This window comes from Streptomyces sp. NPDC058045 (assembly GCF_042885635.1).
Classification (GTDB): Bacteria; Actinomycetota; Actinomycetes; order Streptomycetales; family Streptomycetaceae; genus Streptomyces.
Genome location: NZ_JBHVRR010000019.1, coordinates 1 through 22,614 on the forward strand (window position 1 = coordinate 1; position 22,614 = coordinate 22,614).

A 22,614-nucleotide genomic window follows, 5' to 3' on the forward strand; every position below is an offset into this window, starting at 1 on the left:
CCTTTTTTTTTTTTTTTGTGGTGGGATGGGATTTTTTTAAAACCCCCCCCCCCCCCCCCCCCGCGGGCCCCCCCCCCCCGGGGGCCGGGGCGCCACTGGCGTCAACCACGGCTTGTGGAACGGCCGTTGGAGCCCCGCGGCAGCGGGCTCAGTCGGTGATGAACGAGTGCAGCCCGGGGACCGTGAGGTTCCCGCCGAACTGCGCCGCCTGCCTGATGTGCACATCGGTGACGAAGATCAGCGGGATGTTCACCGGCGGCGGGTGCTCCGGGTCGAAGGTCACCGGTATCAGCCCGAAGAGCTTGCCCTGGAGCTGCTCGGTGTACATCGTGACGTCGCCCCCGCGGATCGTGGAGGTGGACCCCTTGGCGGCCTGCACGTGGTACGTCTTGCCGCCCGGGCCGGCCAGCGTCTGGTGCAGATCACCGATGTCGACACCGCTGGACACCACGTACTTCATGACCTGCTTGGTCTTGCCGTTGGGCATCGTCAGATTCACGATGCCCTTGTAGTCGGCGCCCTTGAGAGTCAGCGAGCTGGCGTCCAGGAACCACGGCTGGTTGGGGATGACGGCGGGGGTCGTCTCGCCCTTGCCGTCGACCTTCTTCTCCACCACGCACGGGAAGGGCTTCTTGCCGTTCTCGTCCGGCGCCATCGGGTCGGTGGCGGACGGAGAGGGCGACGGGCTCGCCTTGTCCTTGCCGTCCTTGTCGCCAGTCTTGTCCCCGGCCTTGTCGGCCGCGTCCTTCACCGCGTCGCCGGCCTTGTCGGCGGTGTCCTTCGCGGCGCCGGTCACCTTGTCGACGGTGTCCCGCACCGGGTCGGACTTGTCGCCGCCGGAGGGCGAGGGCTTCGGGCTGGCGGACGGGGTGGGCGAGGCGGACTCCTCGGGCCCGTCCTTGCCGTCGTCGGTGCCGCCCTTGTCCTTGCCGCCGCCGAGGATGTCCCTCAGCGCGTCGCCCAGACCCAGCGGGTCCAGCGGGTTGGTGGGCTTGGAGCGGGACGGTTCGGGCGAGGGCTCGCCCGTACCGGGGCCGGTGTCCTTGCCGCCGTCGTCACCGGGGTCGCCCGGGTCCGAACTCCCGCCGCCGCCACCGGACTTGCCGCCGTCGTCGGCCGGGGCGCCGCCGTCCGTGCCGCCGCTCCCGTCCTTCTTGTCCTGCCCGTCCTTGCCCGCCTCGTCCTTGTCGGCCTTGTCGGCCTTGTCCTTCGCGGCCTTGCCCTTCTCCGCCTTCTTCTCGGCGTCGTCCGCGGCCTTCTTGTCGTCCGCGTCCTGGCCCGCCGTGTCGGGCGCGGTGACACACGGCCCGTCCTGGAAGGGGTTCTTCGGCAGGCCCTTGGCCTGGGCCAGCGTGGGGGTCAGGCCCATACCCATGAGAACGGCGGTGGGCATGGCGGCTATCGCTATCGCCTTGCCCGCCGGCATGTGCAGCCTGGTGAACAGAGGCCGTTTGGGAGCCGCATGTCGGCCGGTTCTCGCACGGGACCCGTCGGGGTCCTCGTGGTACTCCTCGTCAACCGGCACGGTGCTGCCTCCCCTTCGTCCCGTCACCACTTCCGAAAAGCTCGCTGGTCTCACCGTTCGCGCCGGCGGCCGCGGCGGCCGGCTCCGGCTCCTCGCGGTCCTCGCTCCGCTCGGCCCGCGCACCCGCCCCGGCCTCGGCCTCGGTCCCACCCGGCGCCCAGGCGATGCCGAGCGCGCCGCCGACCAGAGCCGGCAGGAAGCCGATACCGAAACCACCGAAGTTGGACACGACCAGGGAGACCAGGGCGAGCAGGATCGCCGCCACCCCGGCGAAGATCCGCGAGTGCGCCTGGTACCACATGGTCAGGCCCAGAACGACCAGCAGCACACCGATGATCAGCGATCCCGCACCCGCAGTCGTCGCCATCCGGATCGTCATGGTGCCGATCGTCAGGTTCGCGTACGGGAAGTACATGATCGGGATGCCGCCCAGCAGCGTCAGCAGACCACCCCAGAATGGGCGCTGCCCGCGCCACCCTCGGAACGATCCGCGCATCCGGCCGAGCCTGTCGCCCAGCCCTGCCTGCGCTTCGGCGCTCATGTCGTACAGCTCCTCGGGAATGGCGTTGTTTCGTGATCGTGCGGTCACGGGCACGGGGACGGCGGGGTGTTGACCCCTCGGCCCCCGCGCCCGGCCGTTCAGCGCGGCGAGCGCCTCAAGGAGTCCCTGCGGACGCCTAGTAGCACTCGTGCTTACCCTTTGCGACCTTCATGTGGAGGCCGGAGAGCTTGAACGTGCCGGCCGTGGTCGCCCACGCCCGCTGCTTCACGTCCGTGAACGTGACCGACTCCGCCTGCTGCGAGAAGGAGTCGGGCAGGTACTTGTCGCCCTTCGACGGTCCCGGGCCCTTGGTGGTGTGGTCCACCGAGGTACCGATGTCGATCTTGTTGAAGGTCGCGTTGGTCTGCAGGTCATCGGCGTCGATGTAGAGCTTGTTCGCCTTGACCCGCTCGCCGCCGGGCCTGCCGGCGTTGAGGGTCATCGACACGTCGCCGAAGACCGGCACCGGTATGACCACGGACTGGCAAAGGTTCGTGATCTGGGCCTCGTTGAGACCGACGACGGTGACCGGGTGGGTCCCCGACTTGCCGCTGTCCAACGCGCCGTACTGAACGAACCCGGTGCCGTCGAGACGGTCGGCAGTCACCTTGAACTGCTGACCGGACACACTGAACGATGCCGCAAGCGCACCCTGGGACAGGGCAACGCCTATCGCGGCGGTCGCCGCGACACTCGGCACCATGACAACGGCGAACCGCTTCCATCTGGTACCGCCACGAGCCACGGACTCCATGACTTTCCTCCTTCTCGGACGTACATCTCCGGCCCTGGCTGCCCCTCTTGGGCGGTTCAACCGGGCAGGGATGGGAGAAGTGCTACGTCCTCGGGAAGGAGAGCGCCCGCGCGCTTCGGAGACACTGCACGCGCCCGAATCACCGGCGATCACCCCCGAGCGACAACCACTGGCTGCGCCTTCACACACGCACGCAACCTGCCGGACAGGCCCTGCCGGTCGGCAGAGACCCCCCTGTCCAGGAACCGGCACCTCGGGCGCCGGTCCCGCCCGGTGGGGACCCAAGACGCCCGCACCCCCGACTGGCTGTCGGGCTACGGGAGATGGACCGAGCGTCGCCGATCGTGGTGCATTCTCGCCGCCGGCACAAGGGCCTTCGTTACTAGCTAGTAACGGCTTGATCACCGGAGTGCGACGCGCAGAGACCGAACCGGTACGCAGGGTGGCGCCCTCCCCTGAGTCAGACCACCCACCGAGGGGCGTAACCGGACAGAATCCCGGAGATGACTTACTACAAGTAACAGCGGCCGCGATTGCCAAGTTTTGGCAAAGCACGGCCGCCGCACGGGTCGATCGACGAACATTCACCGTGGCACCACACGCCTCGGCGTTTACCGACAGGTCAGAACAGTGCCCGGGCCAGAGCCCTGCGCGCGGTGGTCACCGCCGGGTTGTCGGCGCCCAACACCTCGAAGAGCTCCAGCAGATGGAGCCGGACCCGGTCACGCTCCTCGCCCGCGGTGGCACGGACGGTGTCGATCAGCCGGCTCAGGGCGTCCTCCACATGACCGCCCACCAGATCCAGATCGGCGGCGGCGATCTGCGCCCCGGCGTCGGCCGGCTTCTCGGCCGCCTCCTGACGCACCGTCTGCGCGTCGAGCCCGCGCACCCGCTGCATCAACTCGGCCTGAGCCAGGCCGAGTTTGGCCTCCGGATTGGCCGGGTCGTCGGCGAGCACGTTCTTGTAGGCCTGGACGGCGCCGGGCAGATCGTCGGCGTCCAGCGCCTGCTGCGCGGCGTCCAGCAGCGCGTCATAGGGGCCCGCCTGCTCGGCCGGGGCCTCGTCGCCCACCGCCGCGTCCGGGTCGACCGCGATACCGGTGAGGCCGAAGCGCTCCTCGGCGACCTGCACCAGCTGGTCGAGCGTGGCGCGGATCTGGGCCTCCGGGGCGGCGCCCTGGAAGAGCGGCAGCGCCTGCCCGGCCACCACCGCGAAGACCGCCGGGATGCCCTGCACGCCGAACTGCTGCATCAGCATCTGGTTGGCGTCGACGTCGATCTTGGCGAGGACGAAGCGGCCGCTGTACTCGCGGGCCAGCCGGTCCAGCAGCGGGCTCAACTGCTTGCACGGCTCGCACCATTCGGCCCAGAAGTCGATGACGACCGGGACCTCGGCGGAGCGCTGGAGGACATCGCGCTCGAAGCCCGCCTCGTCCACCTCGATCACCAGGGCGTCCGGGGAGACGGCCCCGCCCCCGCCGTGGCGCGCCTGTTCGGCCCGCGCCTGCTCCGCCTTGCTCCTGGCCTCCTGGGCCGCCTTCACCGCGGCGAGGTCGACGACCCCGCTCATGGACATGTTCCGTGGCTGCATGGGTACATCCTCCCCCCTTCACGGCCGCGCGCGAAAAGCGCCGGGACACAGCAGGTGCCGCCGCGCCGGGGTCCCCACCTCGGCGCCGTGGTCGTCGCCCGGCAGCCGCCCCACCGGCCGCTTCCGGACTTCTTACGCTACGGGTCGTAGCGTAACTGGCGGGTAGCCGCCGCGGGAATCCCCGGAACCCCACATACCGGTGATCTGCCTCACCCGGCCACCCGCTGTACCCGCCGGTAGGGTCTGCCCCATGCAGAGCCCAACGCCCGCCGCCGCGGGCCGCCCGGGACGGCCGCGGAGCACCGCGGCGGACGCTGCCATCCTGGAGGCGACCCGGGCCGCACTGGTCGAGATCGGCTGGTCCAAGCTCACCCTGGGCGACGTGGCGACCCGGGCCGGCGTCGCCAAGACCACCCTCTACCGCCGCTGGTCCGGCAAGAGCGAGCTGGTGGTGGACGCGGTCGCCGTCCTCTTCGACGAACTCGAACTCCCGGACTGCGGCGACCTGTTGGCGGATCTGGAGGGCGTGGTGGTGGAGTTCGCGGCGCTGCTGGACCGGCCGGAGACCAAGACGGCACTGATGGCCCTGGTCGCCGAGTCCACCCGGGACGAGCCGCTGCGGGAGCGGATCCGCGCCTCCATCGTGGCCCGGCAGCGGCATCTGGTCATCCAGGGCCGGGCCCGCGCCCAGGCACGCGGCGAACTCCCCCCGGACCCCGACCCGGAGACCGCGGACCGCACCGCCGACCTGATCTTCGACGTGGTCGCCGGTTCGGTGATGCACCGCACCCTGGTCAGCGCGGAGCCGGTGGACGCCGCCTGGGTGAGCGCCTTCGCCCGTCTCCTCGTCAACGGCCTTGCCGCGCTGAACAGTTGACGGCCCGTCGGGGCACCCATGGCGGGCCGTGCATCGCCTGTTGACGGCCGCTGGAACGGCGACCGCCCCGGCGCGGGGCACCGGGGCGGCCGAGGCGCTCACGGGCCCGCAGCGGGGCGGTGGCGGCTTCCGTCTCTCGTGGGAGTCGGGCCGGGGGCCGGATCAGAAGCCGGCCGGCTCCGTGTACACGCCCCACTCCTCGCGCAGGACGCCGCAGATCTCGCCCAGGGTGGCCTCCGCGCGGACCGCGTCCAGCATCGGGCCGATCATGTTGGAGCCGTCCCGGGCCGCCGCCACCATCGCCGTCAGCGAGGAGCGCACCGTCGCGTCGTCCCGCGCCGCCTTGCGTTCGGTGAGCGCCCGTACCTGCTCGCGCTCCACCTCGTGACTGACGCGCAGGATCTCCAGGTCGCCGGTGACGGAGCCATGGGCGGTGTTGACGCCGACGACCTTCTTGTCGCCCTTCTCCAGGGCCTGCTGGTAGCGGAAGGCGGACTCGGCGATCTCGCCGGTGAACCAGCCGTCCTCGATCCCGCGCAGGATGCCGGAGGTGATCGGGCCGATGGGGTGCTGCCCGTCGGGGTGGGCGCGCAGCCCGCGCTCGCGGATCTGCTCGAAGATCTTCTCCGCGTCCGCCTCGATCCGGTCGGTGAGCTGCTCCACGTACCAGGAACCGCCCAGCGGGTCCGCGACGTTGGCGACGCCGGTCTCCTCCATCAGGACCTGCTGGGTGCGCAGCGCGATCTCCGCGGCCTGCTCGGAGGGGAGTGCCAGGGTCTCGTCCAGGGCGTTGGTGTGCAGCGAGTTGGTCCCGCCGAGGACCGCGGCGAGCGCCTCCACCGCGGTACGCACCACGTTGTTGTACGGCTGCTGGGCGGTGAGCGAGACACCGGCGGTCTGGGTGTGGAAGCGCAGCCACTGGGCCTTCTCGGACTTCGCGCCGTAGACCTCGCGCATCCAGCGGGCCCAAATACGGCGCGCGGCACGGAACTTGGCGATCTCCTCGAAGAAGTCCACATGCGCGTCGAAGAAGAAGGACAGGCCGGGCGCGAACACGTCCACGTCGAGACCGCGGGAGAGCCCCAGCTCGACATAGCCGAAGCCGTCCGCCAGCGTGTACGCCAGCTCCTGGGCGGCCGTGGATCCGGCCTCGCGGATGTGGTAGCCGGAGACGGAGAGCGGCTTGTAGGCGGGGATGCCGGAGGCGCAGTGCTCCATCAGGTCGCCGATGAGGCGCAGATGGGGCTCGGGCTCGAAGAGCCACTCCTTCTGCGCGATGTACTCCTTGAAGATGTCCGTCTGGAGTGTGCCGTTGAGCACCGCCGGGTCGACGCCCTGGCGTTCGGCGGCGACCAGGTACATGCAGAAGACGGGGACCGCGGGCCCGCTGATCGTCATCGAGGTGGTGACGTCGCCGAGCGGGATGTCCCGGAAGAGGACCTCCATGTCGGCGGCGGAGTCGATGGCGACGCCGCAGTGGCCGACCTCGCCGAGGGAGCGGGCCTCGTCCGAGTCGCGGCCCATCAGGGTCGGCATGTCGAAGGCGACGCTCAGCCCGCCGCCGCCGGCGGCCAGGATCATCTTGTACCGCTCGTTGGTCTGCTCGGCGTTGCCGAAGCCGGCGAACTGGCGGATGGTCCAGGTCCGGCCGCGGTAGCCGGTGGCGTACAGGCCGCGGGTGTACGGGTACTCCCCGGGCCAGCCGATGCGGTCGAAGCCCTCGTAGGTGTCACCGGGCCTGGGCCCGTACACCGGCTCCACCGCGTCCCCGGAGAGGGTGGAACGTGTCCAATCCCTTGGGGGCTTCGCCCCCAAACCCCCGGCCGCGTCGCGGGTGCGCGCGGCGTCGTAGCGTGCCTGCCAGCGTCGGCGGCCGTCCTCGATGGCTTCAGCGTCCATGCTTCGAATTTACTAGGACGTCCTAGTACATGTCGATGGGAGCAGGGGACGAGACCGCGGGGCGGGGGCGGTCAGGCCTTGGCCGGGGCCGCTTCGTCCTGCTCGATCAGCGGCTCCAGCTCCCGGCTGACCTGGCGCTCCACGAAGAAGGCGGCGGTCGGGATGGTGCCCGCGATCAGCACCCAGAGCTGCTTGCCCACCGGCATCCTGGCCTTGGAACCGAGGTCGAAGGCCATCACCAGGTACACCACATAGAGCCAGCCGTGCGCGATGCCGACGACCTTGGTGAAGTCCGCGGCGCCGTCCATGTGCAGCAGGTACTTGGCGATCACCCCGAGGGTGAGCAGCACCAGCAGGACGCCGGTGACATAGGCCATGACCCGGTAGCGGTTCAGCACGCTTCGCTTCATGGGACGAGGGTAGCCGTCCGTTCTGTCCGGTCTTCGGGCGGCCCCCGGGACCGGCTCAGTCCTCGGTGAAGTCCGCCGCGGCGACCCGCAGCGGCCGCAGCATGGCGAAGATCTCGGCGCACTCCTCGGCGTCGTAGGCACCGAGTCCGAAGTCCATCGCCATCAGATCGCGGGTGGCGGCCTCGACCACCTCGCGGCCCCGCGCGGTGATGGAGGCGAGGGTGCCGCGGCCGTCGTTCGGGTTGGGCCGCTTGGCGACGAGGCCCGAACGCACCAGCCGGTCAACGGTGTTGGTGACCGAGGTGGGGTGGACCATCAGGCGCTCGCCGATCTTCGACATGGGCAGCTCGCCGGACTGCGAGAAGGTCAGCAGCACCAGCGCCTCGTACCGGGCGAAGGTCAGGCCGTACGGCTTGACCACGGCGTCGACCTCGGCGAGCAGGATCTGGTGGGCTCGCATGATCGAGGTGATCGCGGACATCGAGGGCACGGCGCCCCACCGCTGCCGCCAGAGCTCGTCGGCGCGGGCGATGGGGTCGAAGGAGAGACTGAGCGGCTTCGGCACGGTTCGACCCTACCGGCCGGTCATATGGTGGTCAGCCCCGTCTCAGCTTTCGGTCCGCCCACGCCCCGCTCCCGTCCGGTACGCCGCACCTCCAGGGCCAGCAGCGCACAGCAGAGGGTGCCCAGGGTGCCCGCGGCGCCCACCACCGTGCTCACCGCGCCCACTTCGGCGGCGGCCCCGGCCAGCGCCATCCCCACCCCCTGAAGCGTCATCAGCCCCGCCGAGTGCACCGACATCGCCCGCCCCCGCAGCCCCTCCGGCACCGCGTCCACGAACCACCGGTCGAGCCCCAGGGTGTACGCGGAGGTGGCCCCGGCGAGCGCCAGGACCACGGCGGCCCAGCCGAGGCCCGGCCGCAGGTAGTAGACCAGCAGCGGCAGTACGGCGGTGGCGGCCAGCGGGAGCACGATGCGGGACCGGCCGCGCGGGGAGAGCACGGAGCCGGCGAGCAGTTCGGAGGCGATGGTGCCGACCGGCATCGAGCACATCAGCAGCCCGACGCCCGCGGTGCCCACCCCGATCTCGTCGGCGTAGGCCGCGGCCAGCGCCTCGGGGGCGACCGAGAACATCGGCGGCGCCCAGAGCAGCAGAAGCAGTGCGCGGATCCGGCGGTCGGCGAGCAGCATCCGGGCGCCGGCCAGGGAGTACCGCAGCAGATTGGTGTGCTGCTCGCCGTCGGCGGCGTCGGCGGTGGTGGCGCTGCGGGCGGGGCGGCGGCGGGTGCCGAGCCGCAGCAGCAGCGCCGAGCCGAGGAAGGTGGTGAGGGTGACCAGGAGGGCGCCGCGCGGACTGACCACCGTCAGCAGCACCCCGCCGAGCCCGAAGCCGACCAGCACGGAACTCTGCGAGACGATCCGCAGCAGGGAGCGGCCGAGTACGAAGAGGTCGCCGTCGCCCAGGATGTCGGCCAGCGTCGCCATCCGGGTGCCGTTGAAGACGGGCGCGATCAGCGCGATCACACAGCGCAGCGCGAGCAGGGCGGCGACGGGTGTGGCGGGCAGCGCCATCAGGGCGGCGCAGGCGGCGCACACCAGGTCGCAGACCACGAGCACCCGGCGCGGCGGGAAGCGGTCGGCGACTCCGGCGAGCAGGGTGCCGCCGATCAGATAGGGCAGCATCCCGAGGGCGAAGGTGAGGGCGCTGAGCAGCGGCGAGCCGGTCAGCCCGTAGACCAGCACGGTGAGCGCGATCTCGCTGACCACGACGCCCAGCAGCGAGCAGGCGTGGGCGACGAAGACGGCACGGAACTCCCGGACGGTGAAGACCCTCCGGTAGCCGTCGGAGGAGGCCGTCGCGGGAACGGGTTCGGTCGGCGGGGCGGGCGCGGGGGCCGGTACGGGCTGGTCGGTCACCCACCGGAGGCTGCCAGCGGCGGACCGCCGGCCGTAGGCTTTCGGCTGGGGCCGAATCCTGACGCGGGACAGGGGCCTTCCGGACACGGCCGAGGGAGGGGGTGCCGGATGCCGGTGCATCTGCGGTTCGGCGAGGAGGACCTGCTGCGCTGCCGCTTCACCGTCTCCCCGCTGTGGGAGACCCAGGAGGCGGTGCGCACCCTGAAGCGCACCGACCAGCACGGCTACCACCCGGGCTGGCTGCGGCAGGTACGGGCGGCGGCCGAGGACCCGGACCCCGGACTCGGCCTCGGCCTTGATCTCTCCAAACTATGGCTGCTGATGCCGCGCCGCGGCCACAGCCCCGACTTCCTCGGCCCGCCGCAGACCGCCCCCGGCGCCGGCTTCGCGGAGGAGCTGGCCTGGCTGCGGAAGGTGGACCCGGAGGTGGCGCGGCCCGATCTGGCGCGGGCGCTGGCCTCCACCCCGGGCGCCACCGAGAGCCCCGCCGGGCAGGCCATGCTGGCGGACCCGGCGCGTGCGGTGGCCGAGTTGGCGGACGCGATGGAGGCCGCCTGGGAGACGCTGGTCGAGCCGTACTGGCCGCGGCTGCGGGCCCTGCTGGAGGCCGATGTGGCGTACCACTCACGGCGGTTGGCGGAGGTGGGGCTGGGCGCGCTGCTGCCGGAGCTGGATCCGCGGCTGCGCTGGGAGGCGGACGGCACCCTGGTCTACGACACCCGCACCCAGCATGTGCGGGACCTCGGCGGCTGCGGACTGGTGCTGCTGCCGAGCGTCTTCATCTGGCCGAATGTGGCGACCGGTTTCGAACCGCCGTGGCAGCCCGCGCTGGCCTATCCGGCGCGCGGGATCGGCAACCTCTGGCAGGCGCCGGCCGACCGGTCGGCGGTGGACGGGGCGCTGGGGCGGCTGCTGGGGCGCAATCGGGCGGCGGTGCTGCTGGCCCTGTCCGAGCCGGCCACCACCAGTGACCTGGCCCACCGGCTGCGGCTCGCCCCGTCCTCGGTCTCCGCCCACCTCTCCGCCCTCCGCGACGCCGGCCTCCTCGTCTCCCGCCGCTACGGCCACCAAGTCCGATACGAACAGACCCCGTTGGGCACCGCACTCACCACCGCGGGGCTCTCCCCGTAGCCCGGGACCCCGGCCCCGGCGGGGCGCACCCGGTGCGAGGGCCTCACTCACCCGGCGGGCAGCAGCAGGTGTCAGATCCGTTACGGTTCGTCACGGTATGCAACGATCGCCGGTGAAAAGGCTGCTTCCGTCACCACCACCCAAGGGGGCAGGATGTCCCGGCTGACCCGTACTCTCGCGGCCCTCACACTCCTGGGCGGGCTGGGCCTCTCCACCGCCTGCACCGAGTCCGGCGAGGCCCGGGAGGCCTCCGTGGTCCGCGGCCCGGCGAGCGACCGGGCCGACGCCCCGTTCTGGGTCGATCCGACCGCGCCCGCCGCCTGGCAGGCCGACCAGTGGCAGCAGCAGCACCGCGCCGGCGACGCCCGGCTGATGCAGCGCATCGCCGCCCGCGCGGCCGCGGTCTGGCCCGCCGGGGACGACCCGGAGCGCATGATGCGGGCCGCCCTGACCGGCGCCCGCCGGGACGGACGTACCGCGCTCTTCGTCGCCTATGACATCCCGCACCGGGACTGCGGCCAGCACTCGGCGGGCGGGGCGCCCGACGGGGAGGCGTACCGGCGGTGGATCGACCGGTTCGCGCGGGCGATCGGCGGGGCGAAGGCCTGGGTGGTCCTGGAGCCGGACGCGGTGGCGCATATCGCGGACGGCTGCACGCCCGCCGAGTACCACGCGGAGCGTTTCGAGCTGCTGTCCTGGGCGATCGGCCGGCTCAAGGAGCAGCCGCGGACCCGGGTCTATCTGGACGCCGGGAACCCGGCCTGGATTCGCGACCCGCGGCAACTCGCCGAGCCGCTGCGCCAGGCGGGCATCGCGCGGGCCGACGGCTTCTCGGTGAATGTGTCCAACTTCCAGACGGACGCGGACAGTCAGGCGTACGGGCACCGGCTGTCGAAGCTGGTCGGCGGGAAGCACTTCGTGGTCGACACCAGCCGCAACGGGAACGGTCCGGCGAGCGGCGGCGGGGACGGCGCCTGGTGCAACCCGCCCGGCCGGGCGCTCGGTTCGGCGCCCACCACCCGTACCGGGGACCCGCTCTCCGACGCCTTCCTCTGGATCAAGCGGCCGGGCGAGTCGGACGGCACCTGCAACGGCGGTCCCGCGGCGGGCCGTTGGTGGCCCCAGTACGCGCTGGGGCTGGCCCGCGAGGCCAAGTCCTGAGCGTGGCACGGCAGTTGTGAACGGGCCGCCGTCCGCCCCCTCTCGCCAGGGGGACGGGCGGCGGCCCGCGTCTGTGCCAACAGCCTTGCGGCGGGGGTCAGTTGCCGCCGCCGGTGCTGCTGCTGGTGACGGTGCTGGCCGGGACCCGGGAGCCGGCGGCCAGGGTGGCGTGCTCGGGCTCCGCGGGGCGCACCGCGAGCCGCCCGCTGCCGCGGCGTGCGGCGAGTTCGGTCCAGGCCCACACCACGGCCGGGGCGAGCGCGATGGCGAGCGCCAGTGAGGCCCAGGTACGCATCGCGGCATGGGTGTGGTGCAGCACCACGGAGGCGGCGAGCGAGGCGGCCAGCACCCCGGCCCAGGTCAGATGGACCCGGAAGGTGCCGAGGCGGTCGGGGCTGGCGGTGCCGCCCTTGGGGGTGACCACGAAGCGGCAGGGGCGGCGCAGTACGGCGCTGCCGAGGGAGAGGGCGTAGATGGGGGCGGAGAGGGCGCTCATCACCATGCCGGCCAGGCCGCCGGAGCCCTCCGGTTCGTGCGGGGAGACGTTGTGCCGCCGGTTCCACAGGTAGAGCCCGATCTGGAGGGCGGCGGCGTCGCTGTACAGCATCATCCAGACCGAGGCGGAGACCTGGGTGCCGGAGGCGCCGAACCACAGGAACAGGGTGCAACTCAGAATGCCCAGTACCCAGTTGACGGCGGTCATCGGGTAGTAGACCAGCATCAGCGAGTACGAGAACAGCCGGCCGAGCGGCATCCGGCCGGGGGCCCGCCAGTACTGCTTGAAGAGGGTCTCGTAGGTGCCGCGGGACCAGCGGAGCTGCTGGGTGAAGAAGTCCGTCCAGGAGGCGGGGCCCTCGCCGACGGCGAGTACGTCCGGGGTGTAGACGGAGCGCCAGTGGGCGCCGGTGCGGGGGTTGCGGCTGCGGTGCAGCTCGAAGCCGGTGGCCATGTCCTCGGTGATGGAGTCGTACAGTCCGCCGATGCCGAGCAGGGCCTCGATCCGGACGACGTTGTTGGTGCCGACGAACATGGGCGCGCGGTAGCGGTTGCCGGCGCGCTGGATCAGGGCGTGGAAGAGGAACTGCTGGGACTCGGCGGCCTTGGTGACGGGCGAGTCGTAGTTGCCGTAGACCTGCGGTCCGACGACGAAGGCGACATCCGGGTCGCGGAAGTAACCGAGCATCCGCTCAAGGAAGTTGGGCAGCGGCACATGGTCGGTGTCGACGGAGGCGAAGTAGTCGTACGCGCGGCCGTGCAGAGCGAGCCAGGCGTTGTAGTTGCCGTGCTTGGTGCGGGTCTTGTGCGGGCCGGACTCGCGGTTCCACTCGGGGACGCCCTTGCGGGTGAAGTGCCGTACGCCCAGTTCCTCGCACATGGCCTTGATCTGCTCGTTGTCGCCCTCGTCGAGCAGCCATACGTCGAGCGGCCCGTCGTGGGTGACGCGGACCGCGCCCTCCAGGGTGGCGCGCACCATGGAGACGGGTTCCTTGCCCGGGACGTAGGTGGTGAGGAAGGCGACCCGGGTGCCGGGCTCGGGGGGCACGGGTATCGGATCGCGGGCGACCAGCGTGGCGTGCGCCACCGAGACCACGTTGACCAGCATGAACATCTCGATCAGCGCGATGCAGACCAGCATGGTGGCGTCCATCGCGACCAGCCAGGGGGCGGCGCCCTCGCGGTCGGTCCAGTGGCTCGGCCACACCAGGTACAGCAGGAGTGCGCCGGTGAGCACCGGGGCGAGCGTCATCAGCAGGACGGCCCGTATTCGGTGCGGCTCACCGGAGAGGAGCGAGCGGTACCGGACCCGGTACGGGCCGGGCCCGGGGTCGGTCGTCGGACCGGCGACCGTGCTGTGGGTGTCGTATTCATAGCCCTCAGACCGCACTTCGCCCTCCACAGTGGTCGTCGGTTCATCCCGATATGCACACACAAGTGGACGAAGGTGGGCGTGTCGAACCGGGGACGGCCGACTGAGCGTTGTACAGGGGCGCGCCCCTCGGACGGTGGGCGTGCGGTTGCGCCGGAGTGGGCGGGGTGCGAGACGCGCGCAAAGGCGGACGGGGCGTCAGAGACGGGGGCGGTCAGCCGGAGAGGTGGCGCTCCACGGTCTCCACCTTGGTGGTGAGGGCGTCCGTCACCCCGGGGCGGATGTCGGCCTTGATGACCACGGAGACCCGCGGGGCGCGCGCCTCGACCGCGGCCACGGCACGGCGCACCACCTCCATCACCTCGTCCCACTCGCCCTCGACGGTGGTGAACATGGCGTCGGTACGGTTCGGCAGCCCGGACTCCCGGACCACGCGCACGGCGTCGGCGACGTACTCCCCCACGTCCTCGCCGACCCCCAGGGGCGTCACGGAGAAGGCGGCGATCATGTGCTGACGACCCCCTCGCGGCGGGCGCGGGAGGCGATCACCGCGTCCTCGGCCTCCCGCTTGAGCCGGCGCTCGGCGAAGAAGCCGCCGGTGGGCAGCACGGAGAGGACGAAGTAGAGGGCGCCGGTACCGAGCGGCCACTTGGCGCGATTCCAGGCGTCCAGCCAGAAGAGGACGTAGAGGACGAAGAGGAGGCCGTGGATCGCGCCCATCACCGGCACCGCGTTGAAGTCCGTGGTGCGCTTGAGCACCGAGCAGACGAGCAGCAGCAGGAACGAGACGGCCTCCGGGGCGGAGACCAGTCGGAGGCGGCGGAGTGCGGAGGCGGTCTTGATGTCCACGGGGGTCACCTTCGGTGGGAGTGCGGGTGGATCTTGTGAACGCAAGCACAAGCGTCGCTCTATTGTGGACCAGCACTCCGGGACGGCCACCGGCAGGGTCCCCGTCCCGGCCGTGTCGTTTCGGCCAGCCGATGCGGACCCGACGGGCTCGCACGGGGCGGCCACGCGTCAGGCCGTACATCAGGCCATGCATCAGAAAGGGTGGAGATGGGACGACCTTCGGAGGCCGGCGGCGGGGCGGCTTCCCGGACAGATCCGGGACCGCGGCGCCCGCTCCGGTCCGTGAGCGATAGCCTGCGGAGTGTGACATCGAACGTGCGACCACCCGACCCCAGCAGATTCGTACGCCTTTCAACTTCTTAGGGTAGAATTCACTTCATGGAGACCGAAACGGCCACGCGCTGGCTGACCGATTCCGAGCAGTGTGCCTGGCGCACCCACCTCGAAGTCAACAGGCTGCTCACCTACCAGATGGAGAGGGACCTCCAGCCCTTCGGGCTGACCCTCAACGACTACGAGATCCTGGTGAACCTCTCCGAGTCCGAGGAGCACCGGATGCGGATGAGCGATCTCGCCACGGCCACCCTCCAGTCCAAGAGCCGCCTCTCCCACCAGATCACCCGCATGGAGAACGCGGAGCTGGTCCGCCGCGAGCACTGCGAGTCCGACCGCCGCGGCCTCTACGCCGTCCTCACCGAGCACGGCCTGGACACCATGCGGAAGGTGGCGCCGCATCATGTCGACTCGGTGCGCCGCCACTTCATCGACCTGCTCTCCCCCGAAGCCCTGGTCGACCTGTCCAAGGCGCTCACCCCGATCGCGGAGCACCTGCGGACCCAACGCGCCGGCGGCTGACCCCACGCGCCCCACCCCCACCCCGCCGCACGGGCGGTACGCGGGCGGGGCACCGCGCCACGCCCGCGCCCGGCCGTGCCCGCGCCCCGCGCCGCCGCGACATGCGCCCGCTCTCAGGCCTCCGTCAGTCCCTGCACCAGCTCGTCCGCGGCCCGGTACGGGTCGAGGCGGCCGGCCACGATGCGTTCCGCGAGGGAGCTGAGCCGGCGGTCGCCGTGCAGATCGCCGATACGCTCGCGCAGCGTGGTCACCGCGATGGTCTCCACCTCGCCCGCGGCCCGCGCCAGCCGGCGTTCGGCCAGCACCCCGTGCTCCTCCATCCACGCCCGGTGCTTCTCCAGCGCCTCCACCACCTCGTCGACGCCCTCACCGCGCGCGGCGACCGTCTTCACGATGGGCGGCCGCCAGTCGCCCGCGGCGCGGGCCTCGCCGAGGCCCAGCATGTGGTTCAGCTCCCGGGCGGTGGCGTCGGCGCCGTCCCGGTCGGCCTTGTTGACCACATAGACGTCGCCGATCTCCAGGATTCCGGCCTTCGCGGCCTGGATGCCGTCGCCCATACCGGGCGCCAGCAGCACCACGCTGGTGTCGGCCTGAGAGGCGATCTCCACCTCCGACTGGCCCACGCCCACCGTCTCCACCAGCACCACATCGCAGCCCGCCGCGTCCAGCACCCGTACGGCCTGCGGCGCCGCCCAGGCGAGGCCGCCGAGGTGGCCGCGGGTGGCCATGGAGCGGATGTAGACGCCCGGGTCGGAGGCGTGCTCCGACATCCGGACCCGGTCCCCGAGCAGCGCGCCGCCGGAGAACGGCGACGACGGGTCCACGGCCAGCACCCCGACCCGCTTCCCGGCCCGCCGGTAGGCGGTCACCAGCGCCGAGGTCGAGGTCGACTTGCCGACACCGGGCGACCCGGTGAGCCCCACCACATAGGCGTGCCCGGCCAGCGGCGCCAGGGCCGCCATCACCTCGCGCAACTGCGGCGAGGCCCCCTCCACCAGCGAGATGAGCCGCGCCACCGCCCTCGGCCGGCCGGCCCTGGCCTGCTCGACCAGCTCGGTCACCTGCGAGGAAGGGTCCTGCATCACCGCTCCGTTCCTTGGTCGCAACCGCCGGCCCGTCGCCGGTCGGCCCGCTCAGGCCCTCGGCACCCGCACGATCAGCGCGTCGCCCTGGCCGCCGCCGCCGCAGAGTGCGGCCGCGCCGGTGCCGCCGCCACGGCGCTTCAGCTCCAGTGCGAGGTGCAGCACCAGCCGGGCGCCGGACATGCCGATGGGGTGGCCGAGCGCGATGGCGCCGCCGTTGACGTTCACCTTCTCGGTGCTCGTCCCGAGGTCCTTCATGGACTGTACGGCGACCGCGGCGAAGGCTTCGTTGATCTCCACCAGATCGAGGTCCGCGACCTCCAGGCCCTCCTTGCCGAGGGCGTGCCGGATCGCGTTGGAGGGCTGGGACTGGAGCGAGTTGTCCGGGCCGGCGACATTGCCGTGGGCGCCGATCTCGGCGATCCACTCCAGGCCCAGCTCCTCCGCCTTGGCCTTGCTCATCACCACGACGGCGGCCGCCCCGTCGGAGATCTGCGAGGCCGAACCGGCGGTGATGGTGCCGTCCTTGGCGAAGGCGGGCCGCAGCTTGCCGAGGGACTCGGCCGTGGTCTCGGGGCGGATGCCCTCGTCCCGGGCGAAGAGGACCGGCTCGCCGCGGCGCTGGGGGATCTCCACCGGGGTGACCTCCGCGTCGAAGAGGCCGTTCTTCTGGGCGGCGGCGGCCCGCTGGTGGGAGAGGGCGGCGAACTCGTCCTGCTCGGGGCGCTCGATGCCGAGGCGGGTGTTGTGCTTCTCGGTGGACTCGCCCATGGCGATGTTCTCGAAGGAGTCGGTGAGCCCGTCGTGCGCCATCGCGTCGAGCACCTCGACCGCACCGTACTTGTAGCCCTCGCGGGAGCCCGGCAGCAGATGCGGGGCGTTGGTCATCGACTCCTGGCCGCCGGCCACCACCACGTCGAACTCGCCGGCCCGGATCAACTGGTCGGCCAGCGCGATCGCGTCCAGCCCGGAGAGGCAGACCTTGTTGATGGTGAGGGACGGGACGCTCATCGGGATGCCGGCCTTGACCGCGGCCTGGCGTGCGGGGATCTGGCCGGCGCCGGCCTGGAGCACCTGGCCCATGATCACGTACTGCACCTGGTCGCCGCCGATCCCGGCGCGGTCCAGGGCGGCCTTGATGGCGATGCCGCCCAGGTCGGCACCGGAGAAGGACTTGAGGGAGCCCAGCAACCGCCCCATGGGGGTACGGGCCCCCGCGACGATCACCGAGGTGGTACCGGTCGTTCCAGACATGGCGTGCGATCCCCTTCCAGCCGGTGAGCTGAGGAGTGAACGAGGGTTTACATCGAATGTACTGAGCGGCGCCCGCCGGCGTCATCGCCGTATCGGTGTGATCGCGCGCACGTTGCGTAACCGGCCCGACTGGGCTCCACTGATCCCATGCTGACGCGAATCGACCATATCGGGATCGCTTGCTTCGACTTGGATGCGACGGTCGAGTTCTACCGGCGCACCTACGGCTTCGAGGTCCACCACTCGGAGGTGAACGAGGAGCAGGGCGTGCGGGAGGCCATGCTCCGCGTCAACGGCACCGACGACGGCGGCGCCTCCTACCTGCAACTGCTGGAGCCGATCCGGGAGGACTCCGCGGTCGGCACATGGCTCGCCAAGAACGGCGAGGGCGTCCACCACATCGCCTTCGGCACCGCCGATGTCGACGCCGAGTCCGCCGATATCAGGGAGAAGGGCGTACGGGTCCTCTACGACGAGCCGCGGCGCGGTTCGATGGGCTCCCGCATCACCTTCCTGCACCCCAAGGACTGCCACGGCGTACTCACCGAACTCGTCACCTCGGCCAAGCGGGCGGCGGCGGACGCCGGCGAGGACCCCGCGCACTGACCGGACTCCGGGAACCCCCGGCGGTCCAGCACCCCTTGGGGCCGGGACGGGTAGGCTGGGCGGCGGTCGCCCGCGCCGTGGGCGGTCACGGCCGGGGTCCGGGTTTCGGGGGGCGAGCGTCGGGGCAACTCCCCGTACCACGCCGTTGATCTGACACCATTCCCCCGGGGGCCTCGTTCGTCGGATGGGCGGGGCTCGTTTGGAGAGACTTGCGACCAGGGGACGGATGGGACCGCGCGGTGCGGGGCTACGAACGCCAGGAGCGAGAGCGGGCTGAGGTCGATCACCTCTCCCGGTTCGAGGCCGAGATGGAGCGGCTGCGGACCGAGCGGGAGAAGGCCGTCCAGCACGCCGAGGACCTCGGCTACCAGGTCGAGGTGTTGCGCGCCAAGCTGCACGAGGCGCGCCGAGCCCTGGCCACCCGGCCCGCCTACGACGGCGCCGACCTCGGCTACCAGGCCGAGCAGATGCTGCGCAACGCCCAGCAGCAGGCCGACCAGGTGCGGGCCGACGCCGAGCGGGAGCTGCGCGAGGCCCGCGCCCAGACCCAGCGCATCCTCCAGGAGCACGCCGAGCAGCAGTCCAGGCTCCAGTCCGAGCTGCACGCCGAGGCCGTCTCCCGGCGCCAGCAGCTCGACCAGGAGCTGGCGGAGCGCCGCGCCACGGTCGAGTCCCACGTCAACGAGAACGTCGCCTGGGCCGAGCAGTTGCGGGCCCGTACCGAGGAGCAGGCGCGGCGGCTGCTGGACGAGTCGCGGACCGAGGCCGACCAGGCGCTGTCCGCCGCGCGTGCCGAGGCCGAGCGGCTCACCGCGCAGGCCAGGCAGCGGCTGGTGGACGAGGCGGAGGCGGCCCGCGCAGAGGCCGAGGCGCTGCTGCGCCGGGCCCGTACGGACGCGGAGCGGCTGCTGACCGCGGCCTCCGACCAGGCCCGGGAGGCCACCGACCACGCCGAGCGGCTGCGCAGTTCCACCGCGGGCGAGAGCGAGGAGGCCCGCCGCCGCTCCACCGAGCTGACGCAGTCCGCGGAGCAGCGGATGGCGGAGGCCGAGACGGCGCTGCGGGAGGCGCGGACGCGGGCCGAGAAGCTGGTCGCCGAGGCCGAGGAGGACGCCTCGAAGCGGCTGGCGACCGCGGAGTCCACCAACGAGCAGCGCACCCGTACCGCGAAGGAGCAGGTGGCGCGGCTGGTCGGGGAGGCCACCAAGGACGCGGAGGCCAAGCGCGCGGAGGCCGATCAGCTCGTCAGCGATGCCCGTGCGCAGGCCGAGGCGCTGGTCGCGGAGGCCTCGGAGAAGGCCCGTACGGTCACCGCCGAGGAGACCGCCTCGCAGTTGGCGAAGGCGGCGCACACCGCCGACGACGTGCTGACCAAGGCGGCCGACGAGGCCCGGGCGACGACCCGGGCGGCCGTCGAGGAGGCCGAGCGGATCCGCGGTGAGGCGGAGGCCGAGGCGGACCGGCTGCGCGGCGAGGCGCATGACATCGCCGAGCAGTTGAAGGGCGCGGCGAAGGACGACACCAAGGATTACCGGGCCAAGACGGTCGAGCTCCAGGAGGAGGCGCGCCGGCTGCGCGGCGAGGCCGAGCAGTTGCGGGCCGAGGCGGTCGCCGAGGGCGAGCGGATCCGCAGCGAGGCGCGGCGGGAGGTGGTCCAGCAGATCGAGGAGGGCGCCAAGAGCGCCGAGGAGCTGCTGGCGAAGGCGAAGGTCGACGCGGACGAGCTGCGGTCCACCGCGCAGGGCGACGCGGAGAAGACGCGCACCGAGGCCATCGAGCGGGCCACCGCACTGCGGCGGCAGGCCGAGGAGACCCTGGAGCGCGGCCGGGCCGAGGCCGAGCGGACCCGGTCGGAGGCCGAGGAGCTGGCCGAGGCCGCGCTGAACGAGGCGGAGAGCGCCGCCCGTGGCCGGCGGGAGGAGTCGGAGGCGGCGATCACGGCCCGGGAGGCGGAGGCCGCCGAGGAGCTGACCGCCCGCCGGACCGAGGCCCGGGAGCGGGCCGCCGCCGCCGAGGAGGCGCTGACCGCGGCGCGAGAGGAGGCGGAGCGGCTGCGCCGGGAGGCCGGCGAGGAGGCGGAGCGGCTCCGCACCGAGGCCGCGGAGCGGGCCAGGTCGCTGCGCGAGCAGGCCGAGGCGAAGGCGGACCAGCTCCGTACGGAGGCCGCGGCAGATGCCTCCGCGTCCCGTGCCGAGGGTGAGAACACCGCGGTGCGGCTGCGGTCGGAGGCGGCCGCGGAGGCGGAGCAGCTCAAGTCGGAGGCGCAGGACGCCGCGGACCGTATCCGCGCGGAGGCCGCGGCCGCGGCGGAGCGGGCTTCCACGGAGGCCGCGGAGGTTCTGTCGGCCGCCCAGGAGGAGGTGGCGCGCCGCCGCCGGGCCGCCGAGGAGACGCTGGAGTCGGCGCGTACCGAGGCCGGGCAGGAGCGGGAGCGGGCCCGGGAGCAGAGCGAGGAGCTGCTGGCCTCGGCCCGGCGCCGGGTCGAGGAGGCCGAGGCGGAGGCGCTGCGGCTGACCGAGGAGGCCGAGGCCCGCGCCACCGAGCTGGTGTCCACCGCCGAGCAGAAGGCCCAGTCGGTACGGGATTCGGTGGCCGGTCTGCATGAGCAGGCGCAGGAGGAGATCACCAGCCTGCGTGCGGCGGCCGAGCACGCGGCGGAGCGGCTGAAGTCGGAGGCGGGCGAGGAGGCCGAGCGGGTCCGGGCCGACGCCTATGCGGAGCGGGAGCGGGCCGGTGCGGACGCGGGCCGGCTGCGCGAGGAGGCCGAGGAGGCCGTACGGACCGCCAACTCCCTTGCGGAGCGCACCGTTTCGGAGGCGACGGCGGAGGCGGAGCGGCTGCGCCGGGAGAGCGCGGAGCTGGCGCAGCGGACCCGTACGGAGGCTTCGGACGCGATCGCGGCGGCCGAGCAGGACGCGGCGCGCAGCCGGGCCGATGCCCGGGACGACGCCAACCGCATCCGTACCGAGGCGGCCGAGCAGGCCGACCGGCTGGTGGGCGAGGCGACCGCCGAGGCGGAGCGGCTGGCGGCCGAGACGGCGGAGCAGGCCGAGCAGGTGCGCGCCGAGTCCGTCGCCACGGCGGAGAAGCTGATCACGGACGCCACGGGCGACGCGGAGCGGCTGCGCAACGAGGCCGCGGAGACGGTGAGTTCGGCGCAGCGGCACGCGGAGCAGGTGCGCGCCGAGGCGGAGCGGGTCAAGGCGGAGGCGGCCGCGGAGGCGGAGCGCGTCACCGCGGCGGCCCGCGCGGAGGCCGACCATCTGCTCGACGGGGCGCGCGCGGAGGCCAACAAGCGGCGCTCGGAGGCGGCCGAGCAGGTGGACAAGCTGGTCGCGGAGGCCGTCGCGGAGGCGGAGAAGCTGACCGAGGAAGCCCAGCAGACCGCGCAGCGCACCACGGCCGACGCGGAGACGCAGGCCGACACCATGGTGGGCGCGGCCCGCAAGGAGGCGGACCGGCTGGTCTCGGAGGCCGCCGTGGAGGGCAAGTCCCGCGTGGAGAAGGCCCGTACGGACGCCGATGAGCTGCTGGTGGGCGCACGGCGGGACGCGACCGCGATCCGGGAGCGGGCCGAGGAGCTGCGGGTGCGGGTCACCGGCGAGATCGAGGAACTGCACGAGCGGGCCCGCCGGGAGTCGGCGGAGACGATGAAGTCCGCCGGTGAGCGGTGCGACGCGCTGGTGAAGGCGGCCGAGGAGCAGCGTGCGGAGGCACGGAAGCAGGCCGAGAAGCTGGTCGCGGAATCCGACTCGGAGGCGTCGAAGGTGCGGATCGCGGCGGTGAAGAAGGCCGAGGGTCTGCTGAAGGAGGCCGAGCAGAAGAAGGCCGAGCTGATCCGGGAGGCGGAGCGCGTACTGACCGAGGCGAAGGCAGAGGCGGCGCGCAGCGTCGAGGAGGGCAAGCGGGAGCTGGAGGTGCTGGGGCGCCGCCGCGCGGACATCAACGCGGAGATCTCCCGGGTACAGGATGTGCTGGAGGCGCTGTCCTTTGAATCGCCCGGCGGGGGTGGCAAGTCGGGTGCGCAGGGCGGTGGTTCGGGGTCCGGCGGCAAGGCCGCGGCCTCGGTCGGCTCGCCCCGCTCGGGCGGCAAGAACACGGAGGGCTAAGCTCACCCGGAGGAAGCGGAGTTGGACCTATCAGGTCAGAACTGCCAGGCTCCGGACGGGCGTTGAGATGTCCTGCCGTCGGATGCGGCAGGTGGTACGGGGGATCGGATTTCGTCATCCGGCCGAATTCAGGCCGGATTCGCGGCGCCACTGCAAGCGGTGCGCCGGTTAGCCACTCAAAAGAGG

General features: G+C 72.3%; 19 protein-coding genes. 6 read left to right on the forward strand and 13 right to left on the reverse strand.

Annotated elements, in window-relative coordinates:
- Positions 1–148 precede the first annotated feature (148 nt).
- The 4 genes from ACFVST_RS14195 to ACFVST_RS14210 form a co-directional block, all read right to left on the reverse strand.
- Positions 149–1,426: a hypothetical protein gene (locus ACFVST_RS14195; RefSeq protein WP_390150403.1), complete on the reverse strand. Its 1,278-nt coding sequence runs from the start codon at positions 1,424–1,426 to the stop codon at positions 149–151.
- An 88-nt stretch (positions 1,427–1,514) separates the two neighbouring features.
- Positions 1,515–2,066: a DUF6114 domain-containing protein gene (locus tag ACFVST_RS14200; RefSeq protein ID WP_390150405.1), complete on the reverse strand. Its 552-nt coding sequence runs from the start codon at positions 2,064–2,066 to the stop codon at positions 1,515–1,517.
- A 136-nt stretch (positions 2,067–2,202) separates the two neighbouring features.
- A complete protein-coding gene (locus ACFVST_RS14205; protein ID WP_390150408.1) occupies positions 2,203–2,820 on the reverse strand; it encodes a DUF6230 family protein in 618 nt (205 codons plus the stop codon).
- A 622-nt stretch (positions 2,821–3,442) separates the two neighbouring features.
- The gene (locus ACFVST_RS14210; protein ID WP_390150412.1) at positions 3,443–4,411 is read right to left on the reverse strand and encodes a tetratricopeptide repeat protein; all 969 of its coding nucleotides are present in this window, start codon (positions 4,409–4,411) and stop codon (positions 3,443–3,445) included.
- A gap of 250 nt (positions 4,412–4,661) precedes the next feature.
- Here ACFVST_RS14210 and ACFVST_RS14215 point away from each other — a divergent pair, with 250 nt between their 5' ends.
- Positions 4,662–5,288: a TetR/AcrR family transcriptional regulator gene (locus tag ACFVST_RS14215; protein WP_390150415.1), complete on the forward strand. Its 627-nt coding sequence runs from the start codon at positions 4,662–4,664 to the stop codon at positions 5,286–5,288.
- A gap of 162 nt (positions 5,289–5,450) precedes the next feature.
- Here ACFVST_RS14215 and ACFVST_RS14220 read toward each other — a convergent pair whose 3' ends face one another.
- The 4 genes from ACFVST_RS14220 to ACFVST_RS14235 form a co-directional block, all read right to left on the reverse strand.
- Positions 5,451–7,187 carry a methylmalonyl-CoA mutase gene (locus tag ACFVST_RS14220; RefSeq protein WP_390150418.1) on the reverse strand — a complete coding sequence of 579 codons (1,737 nt, stop codon included), beginning with the start codon at positions 7,185–7,187 and terminating at the stop codon, positions 5,451–5,453.
- A 71-nt stretch (positions 7,188–7,258) separates the two neighbouring features.
- Positions 7,259–7,597 (reverse strand): DUF3817 domain-containing protein, encoded by a 339-nt coding sequence (locus ACFVST_RS14225; protein ID WP_390150420.1) that lies wholly within the window; start codon positions 7,595–7,597, stop codon positions 7,259–7,261.
- A gap of 55 nt (positions 7,598–7,652) precedes the next feature.
- Positions 7,653–8,162, reverse strand: a complete 510-nt coding sequence (locus tag ACFVST_RS14230) for a MarR family winged helix-turn-helix transcriptional regulator (protein WP_390150423.1) — start codon at positions 8,160–8,162, stop codon at positions 7,653–7,655.
- A gap of 20 nt (positions 8,163–8,182) precedes the next feature.
- Positions 8,183–9,634 carry an MFS transporter gene (locus tag ACFVST_RS14235; RefSeq protein ID WP_390150426.1) on the reverse strand — a complete coding sequence of 484 codons (1,452 nt, stop codon included), beginning with the start codon at positions 9,632–9,634 and terminating at the stop codon, positions 8,183–8,185.
- Here ACFVST_RS14235 and ACFVST_RS14240 point away from each other — a divergent pair.
- Positions 9,623–10,645, forward strand: a complete 1,023-nt coding sequence (locus ACFVST_RS14240; RefSeq protein WP_390150428.1) for a DUF5937 family protein — start codon at positions 9,623–9,625, stop codon at positions 10,643–10,645. The genes ACFVST_RS14235 and ACFVST_RS14240 overlap by 12 nt on opposite strands.
- Before the next feature lie 153 nt (positions 10,646–10,798).
- A complete protein-coding gene (locus tag ACFVST_RS14245; protein WP_390150431.1) occupies positions 10,799–11,806 on the forward strand; it encodes a glycoside hydrolase family 6 protein in 1,008 nt (335 codons plus the stop codon).
- A 97-nt stretch (positions 11,807–11,903) separates the two neighbouring features.
- On the opposite strand, the gene ACFVST_RS14250 is transcribed toward ACFVST_RS14245, so the two are convergent.
- From ACFVST_RS14250 to ACFVST_RS14260, 3 genes are all read right to left on the reverse strand, one after another.
- A complete protein-coding gene (locus ACFVST_RS14250) occupies positions 11,904–13,691 on the reverse strand; it encodes a glycosyltransferase family 2 protein (RefSeq protein WP_390150433.1) in 1,788 nt (595 codons plus the stop codon).
- A gap of 196 nt (positions 13,692–13,887) precedes the next feature.
- Positions 13,888–14,181, reverse strand: a complete 294-nt coding sequence (locus ACFVST_RS14255) for an MTH1187 family thiamine-binding protein (RefSeq protein ID WP_390150436.1) — start codon at positions 14,179–14,181, stop codon at positions 13,888–13,890.
- Positions 14,178–14,522, reverse strand: coding sequence for a DUF3817 domain-containing protein (locus ACFVST_RS14260; protein ID WP_390150439.1), 345 nt, complete (start codon positions 14,520–14,522; stop codon positions 14,178–14,180). The genes ACFVST_RS14255 and ACFVST_RS14260 overlap by 4 nt, the downstream gene beginning before the upstream one ends.
- 378 nt (positions 14,523–14,900) lie before the next feature.
- Between ACFVST_RS14260 and ACFVST_RS14265 the strand changes: the two genes are divergently transcribed.
- The gene (locus tag ACFVST_RS14265) at positions 14,901–15,377 is read left to right on the forward strand and encodes a MarR family winged helix-turn-helix transcriptional regulator (RefSeq protein WP_390150442.1); all 477 of its coding nucleotides are present in this window, start codon (positions 14,901–14,903) and stop codon (positions 15,375–15,377) included.
- 113 nt (positions 15,378–15,490) lie between these two features.
- Here the strand turns inward: ACFVST_RS14265 and meaB are convergent, their stop codons facing one another.
- Entirely contained in the window at positions 15,491–16,459 is a 969-nt protein-coding gene (gene meaB, locus ACFVST_RS14270; RefSeq protein ID WP_390150445.1) for a methylmalonyl Co-A mutase-associated GTPase MeaB, read from the reverse strand.
- A 51-nt stretch (positions 16,460–16,510) separates the two neighbouring features.
- Positions 16,511–17,713: an acetyl-CoA C-acetyltransferase gene (locus tag ACFVST_RS14275; protein ID WP_390150448.1), complete on the reverse strand. Its 1,203-nt coding sequence runs from the start codon at positions 17,711–17,713 to the stop codon at positions 16,511–16,513.
- Between the two features lie 147 nt (positions 17,714–17,860).
- Here ACFVST_RS14275 and mce point away from each other — a divergent pair, with 147 nt between their 5' ends.
- Both mce and scy read left to right on the forward strand, forming a co-directional pair.
- A complete protein-coding gene (mce, locus tag ACFVST_RS14280) occupies positions 17,861–18,319 on the forward strand; it encodes a methylmalonyl-CoA epimerase (protein WP_390150450.1) in 459 nt (152 codons plus the stop codon).
- 239 nt (positions 18,320–18,558) lie between these two features.
- Complete coding sequence (gene scy / locus ACFVST_RS14285; protein WP_390150453.1) at positions 18,559–22,428, forward strand: polarized growth protein Scy; 3,870 nt, start codon at positions 18,559–18,561, stop codon at positions 22,426–22,428.
- The last annotated feature ends 186 nt before the right edge of the window (positions 22,429–22,614 follow it).

Coding starts and splice junctions, on each gene's coding strand:
- ACFVST_RS14195 (WP_390150403.1), bottom strand. CDS start 1,426: ATGCCGGCGGGCAAGGCGATAGCGATAGCCGCCATGCCCACCGCCGTT.
- ACFVST_RS14200 (WP_390150405.1), bottom strand. CDS start 2,066: ATGAGCGCCGAAGCGCAGGCAGGGCTGGGCGACAGGCTCGGCCGGATG.
- ACFVST_RS14205 (WP_390150408.1), bottom strand. CDS start 2,820: ATGGAGTCCGTGGCTCGTGGCGGTACCAGATGGAAGCGGTTCGCCGTT.
- ACFVST_RS14210 (WP_390150412.1), bottom strand. CDS start 4,411: ATGCAGCCACGGAACATGTCCATGAGCGGGGTCGTCGACCTCGCCGCG.
- ACFVST_RS14215 (WP_390150415.1), top strand. CDS start 4,662: ATGCAGAGCCCAACGCCCGCCGCCGCGGGCCGCCCGGGACGGCCGCGG.
- ACFVST_RS14220 (WP_390150418.1), bottom strand. CDS start 7,187: ATGGACGCTGAAGCCATCGAGGACGGCCGCCGACGCTGGCAGGCACGC.
- ACFVST_RS14225 (WP_390150420.1), bottom strand. CDS start 7,597: ATGAAGCGAAGCGTGCTGAACCGCTACCGGGTCATGGCCTATGTCACC.
- ACFVST_RS14240 (WP_390150428.1), top strand. CDS start 9,623: ATGCCGGTGCATCTGCGGTTCGGCGAGGAGGACCTGCTGCGCTGCCGC.
- ACFVST_RS14235 (WP_390150426.1), bottom strand. CDS start 9,634: ATGCACCGGCATCCGGCACCCCCTCCCTCGGCCGTGTCCGGAAGGCCC.
- ACFVST_RS14245 (WP_390150431.1), top strand. CDS start 10,799: ATGTCCCGGCTGACCCGTACTCTCGCGGCCCTCACACTCCTGGGCGGG.
- ACFVST_RS14255 (WP_390150436.1), bottom strand. CDS start 14,181: ATGATCGCCGCCTTCTCCGTGACGCCCCTGGGGGTCGGCGAGGACGTG.
- ACFVST_RS14265 (WP_390150442.1), top strand. CDS start 14,901: ATGGAGACCGAAACGGCCACGCGCTGGCTGACCGATTCCGAGCAGTGT.
- meaB (WP_390150445.1), bottom strand. CDS start 16,459: ATGCAGGACCCTTCCTCGCAGGTGACCGAGCTGGTCGAGCAGGCCAGG.
- ACFVST_RS14275 (WP_390150448.1), bottom strand. CDS start 17,713: ATGTCTGGAACGACCGGTACCACCTCGGTGATCGTCGCGGGGGCCCGT.
- mce (WP_390150450.1), top strand. CDS start 17,861: ATGCTGACGCGAATCGACCATATCGGGATCGCTTGCTTCGACTTGGAT.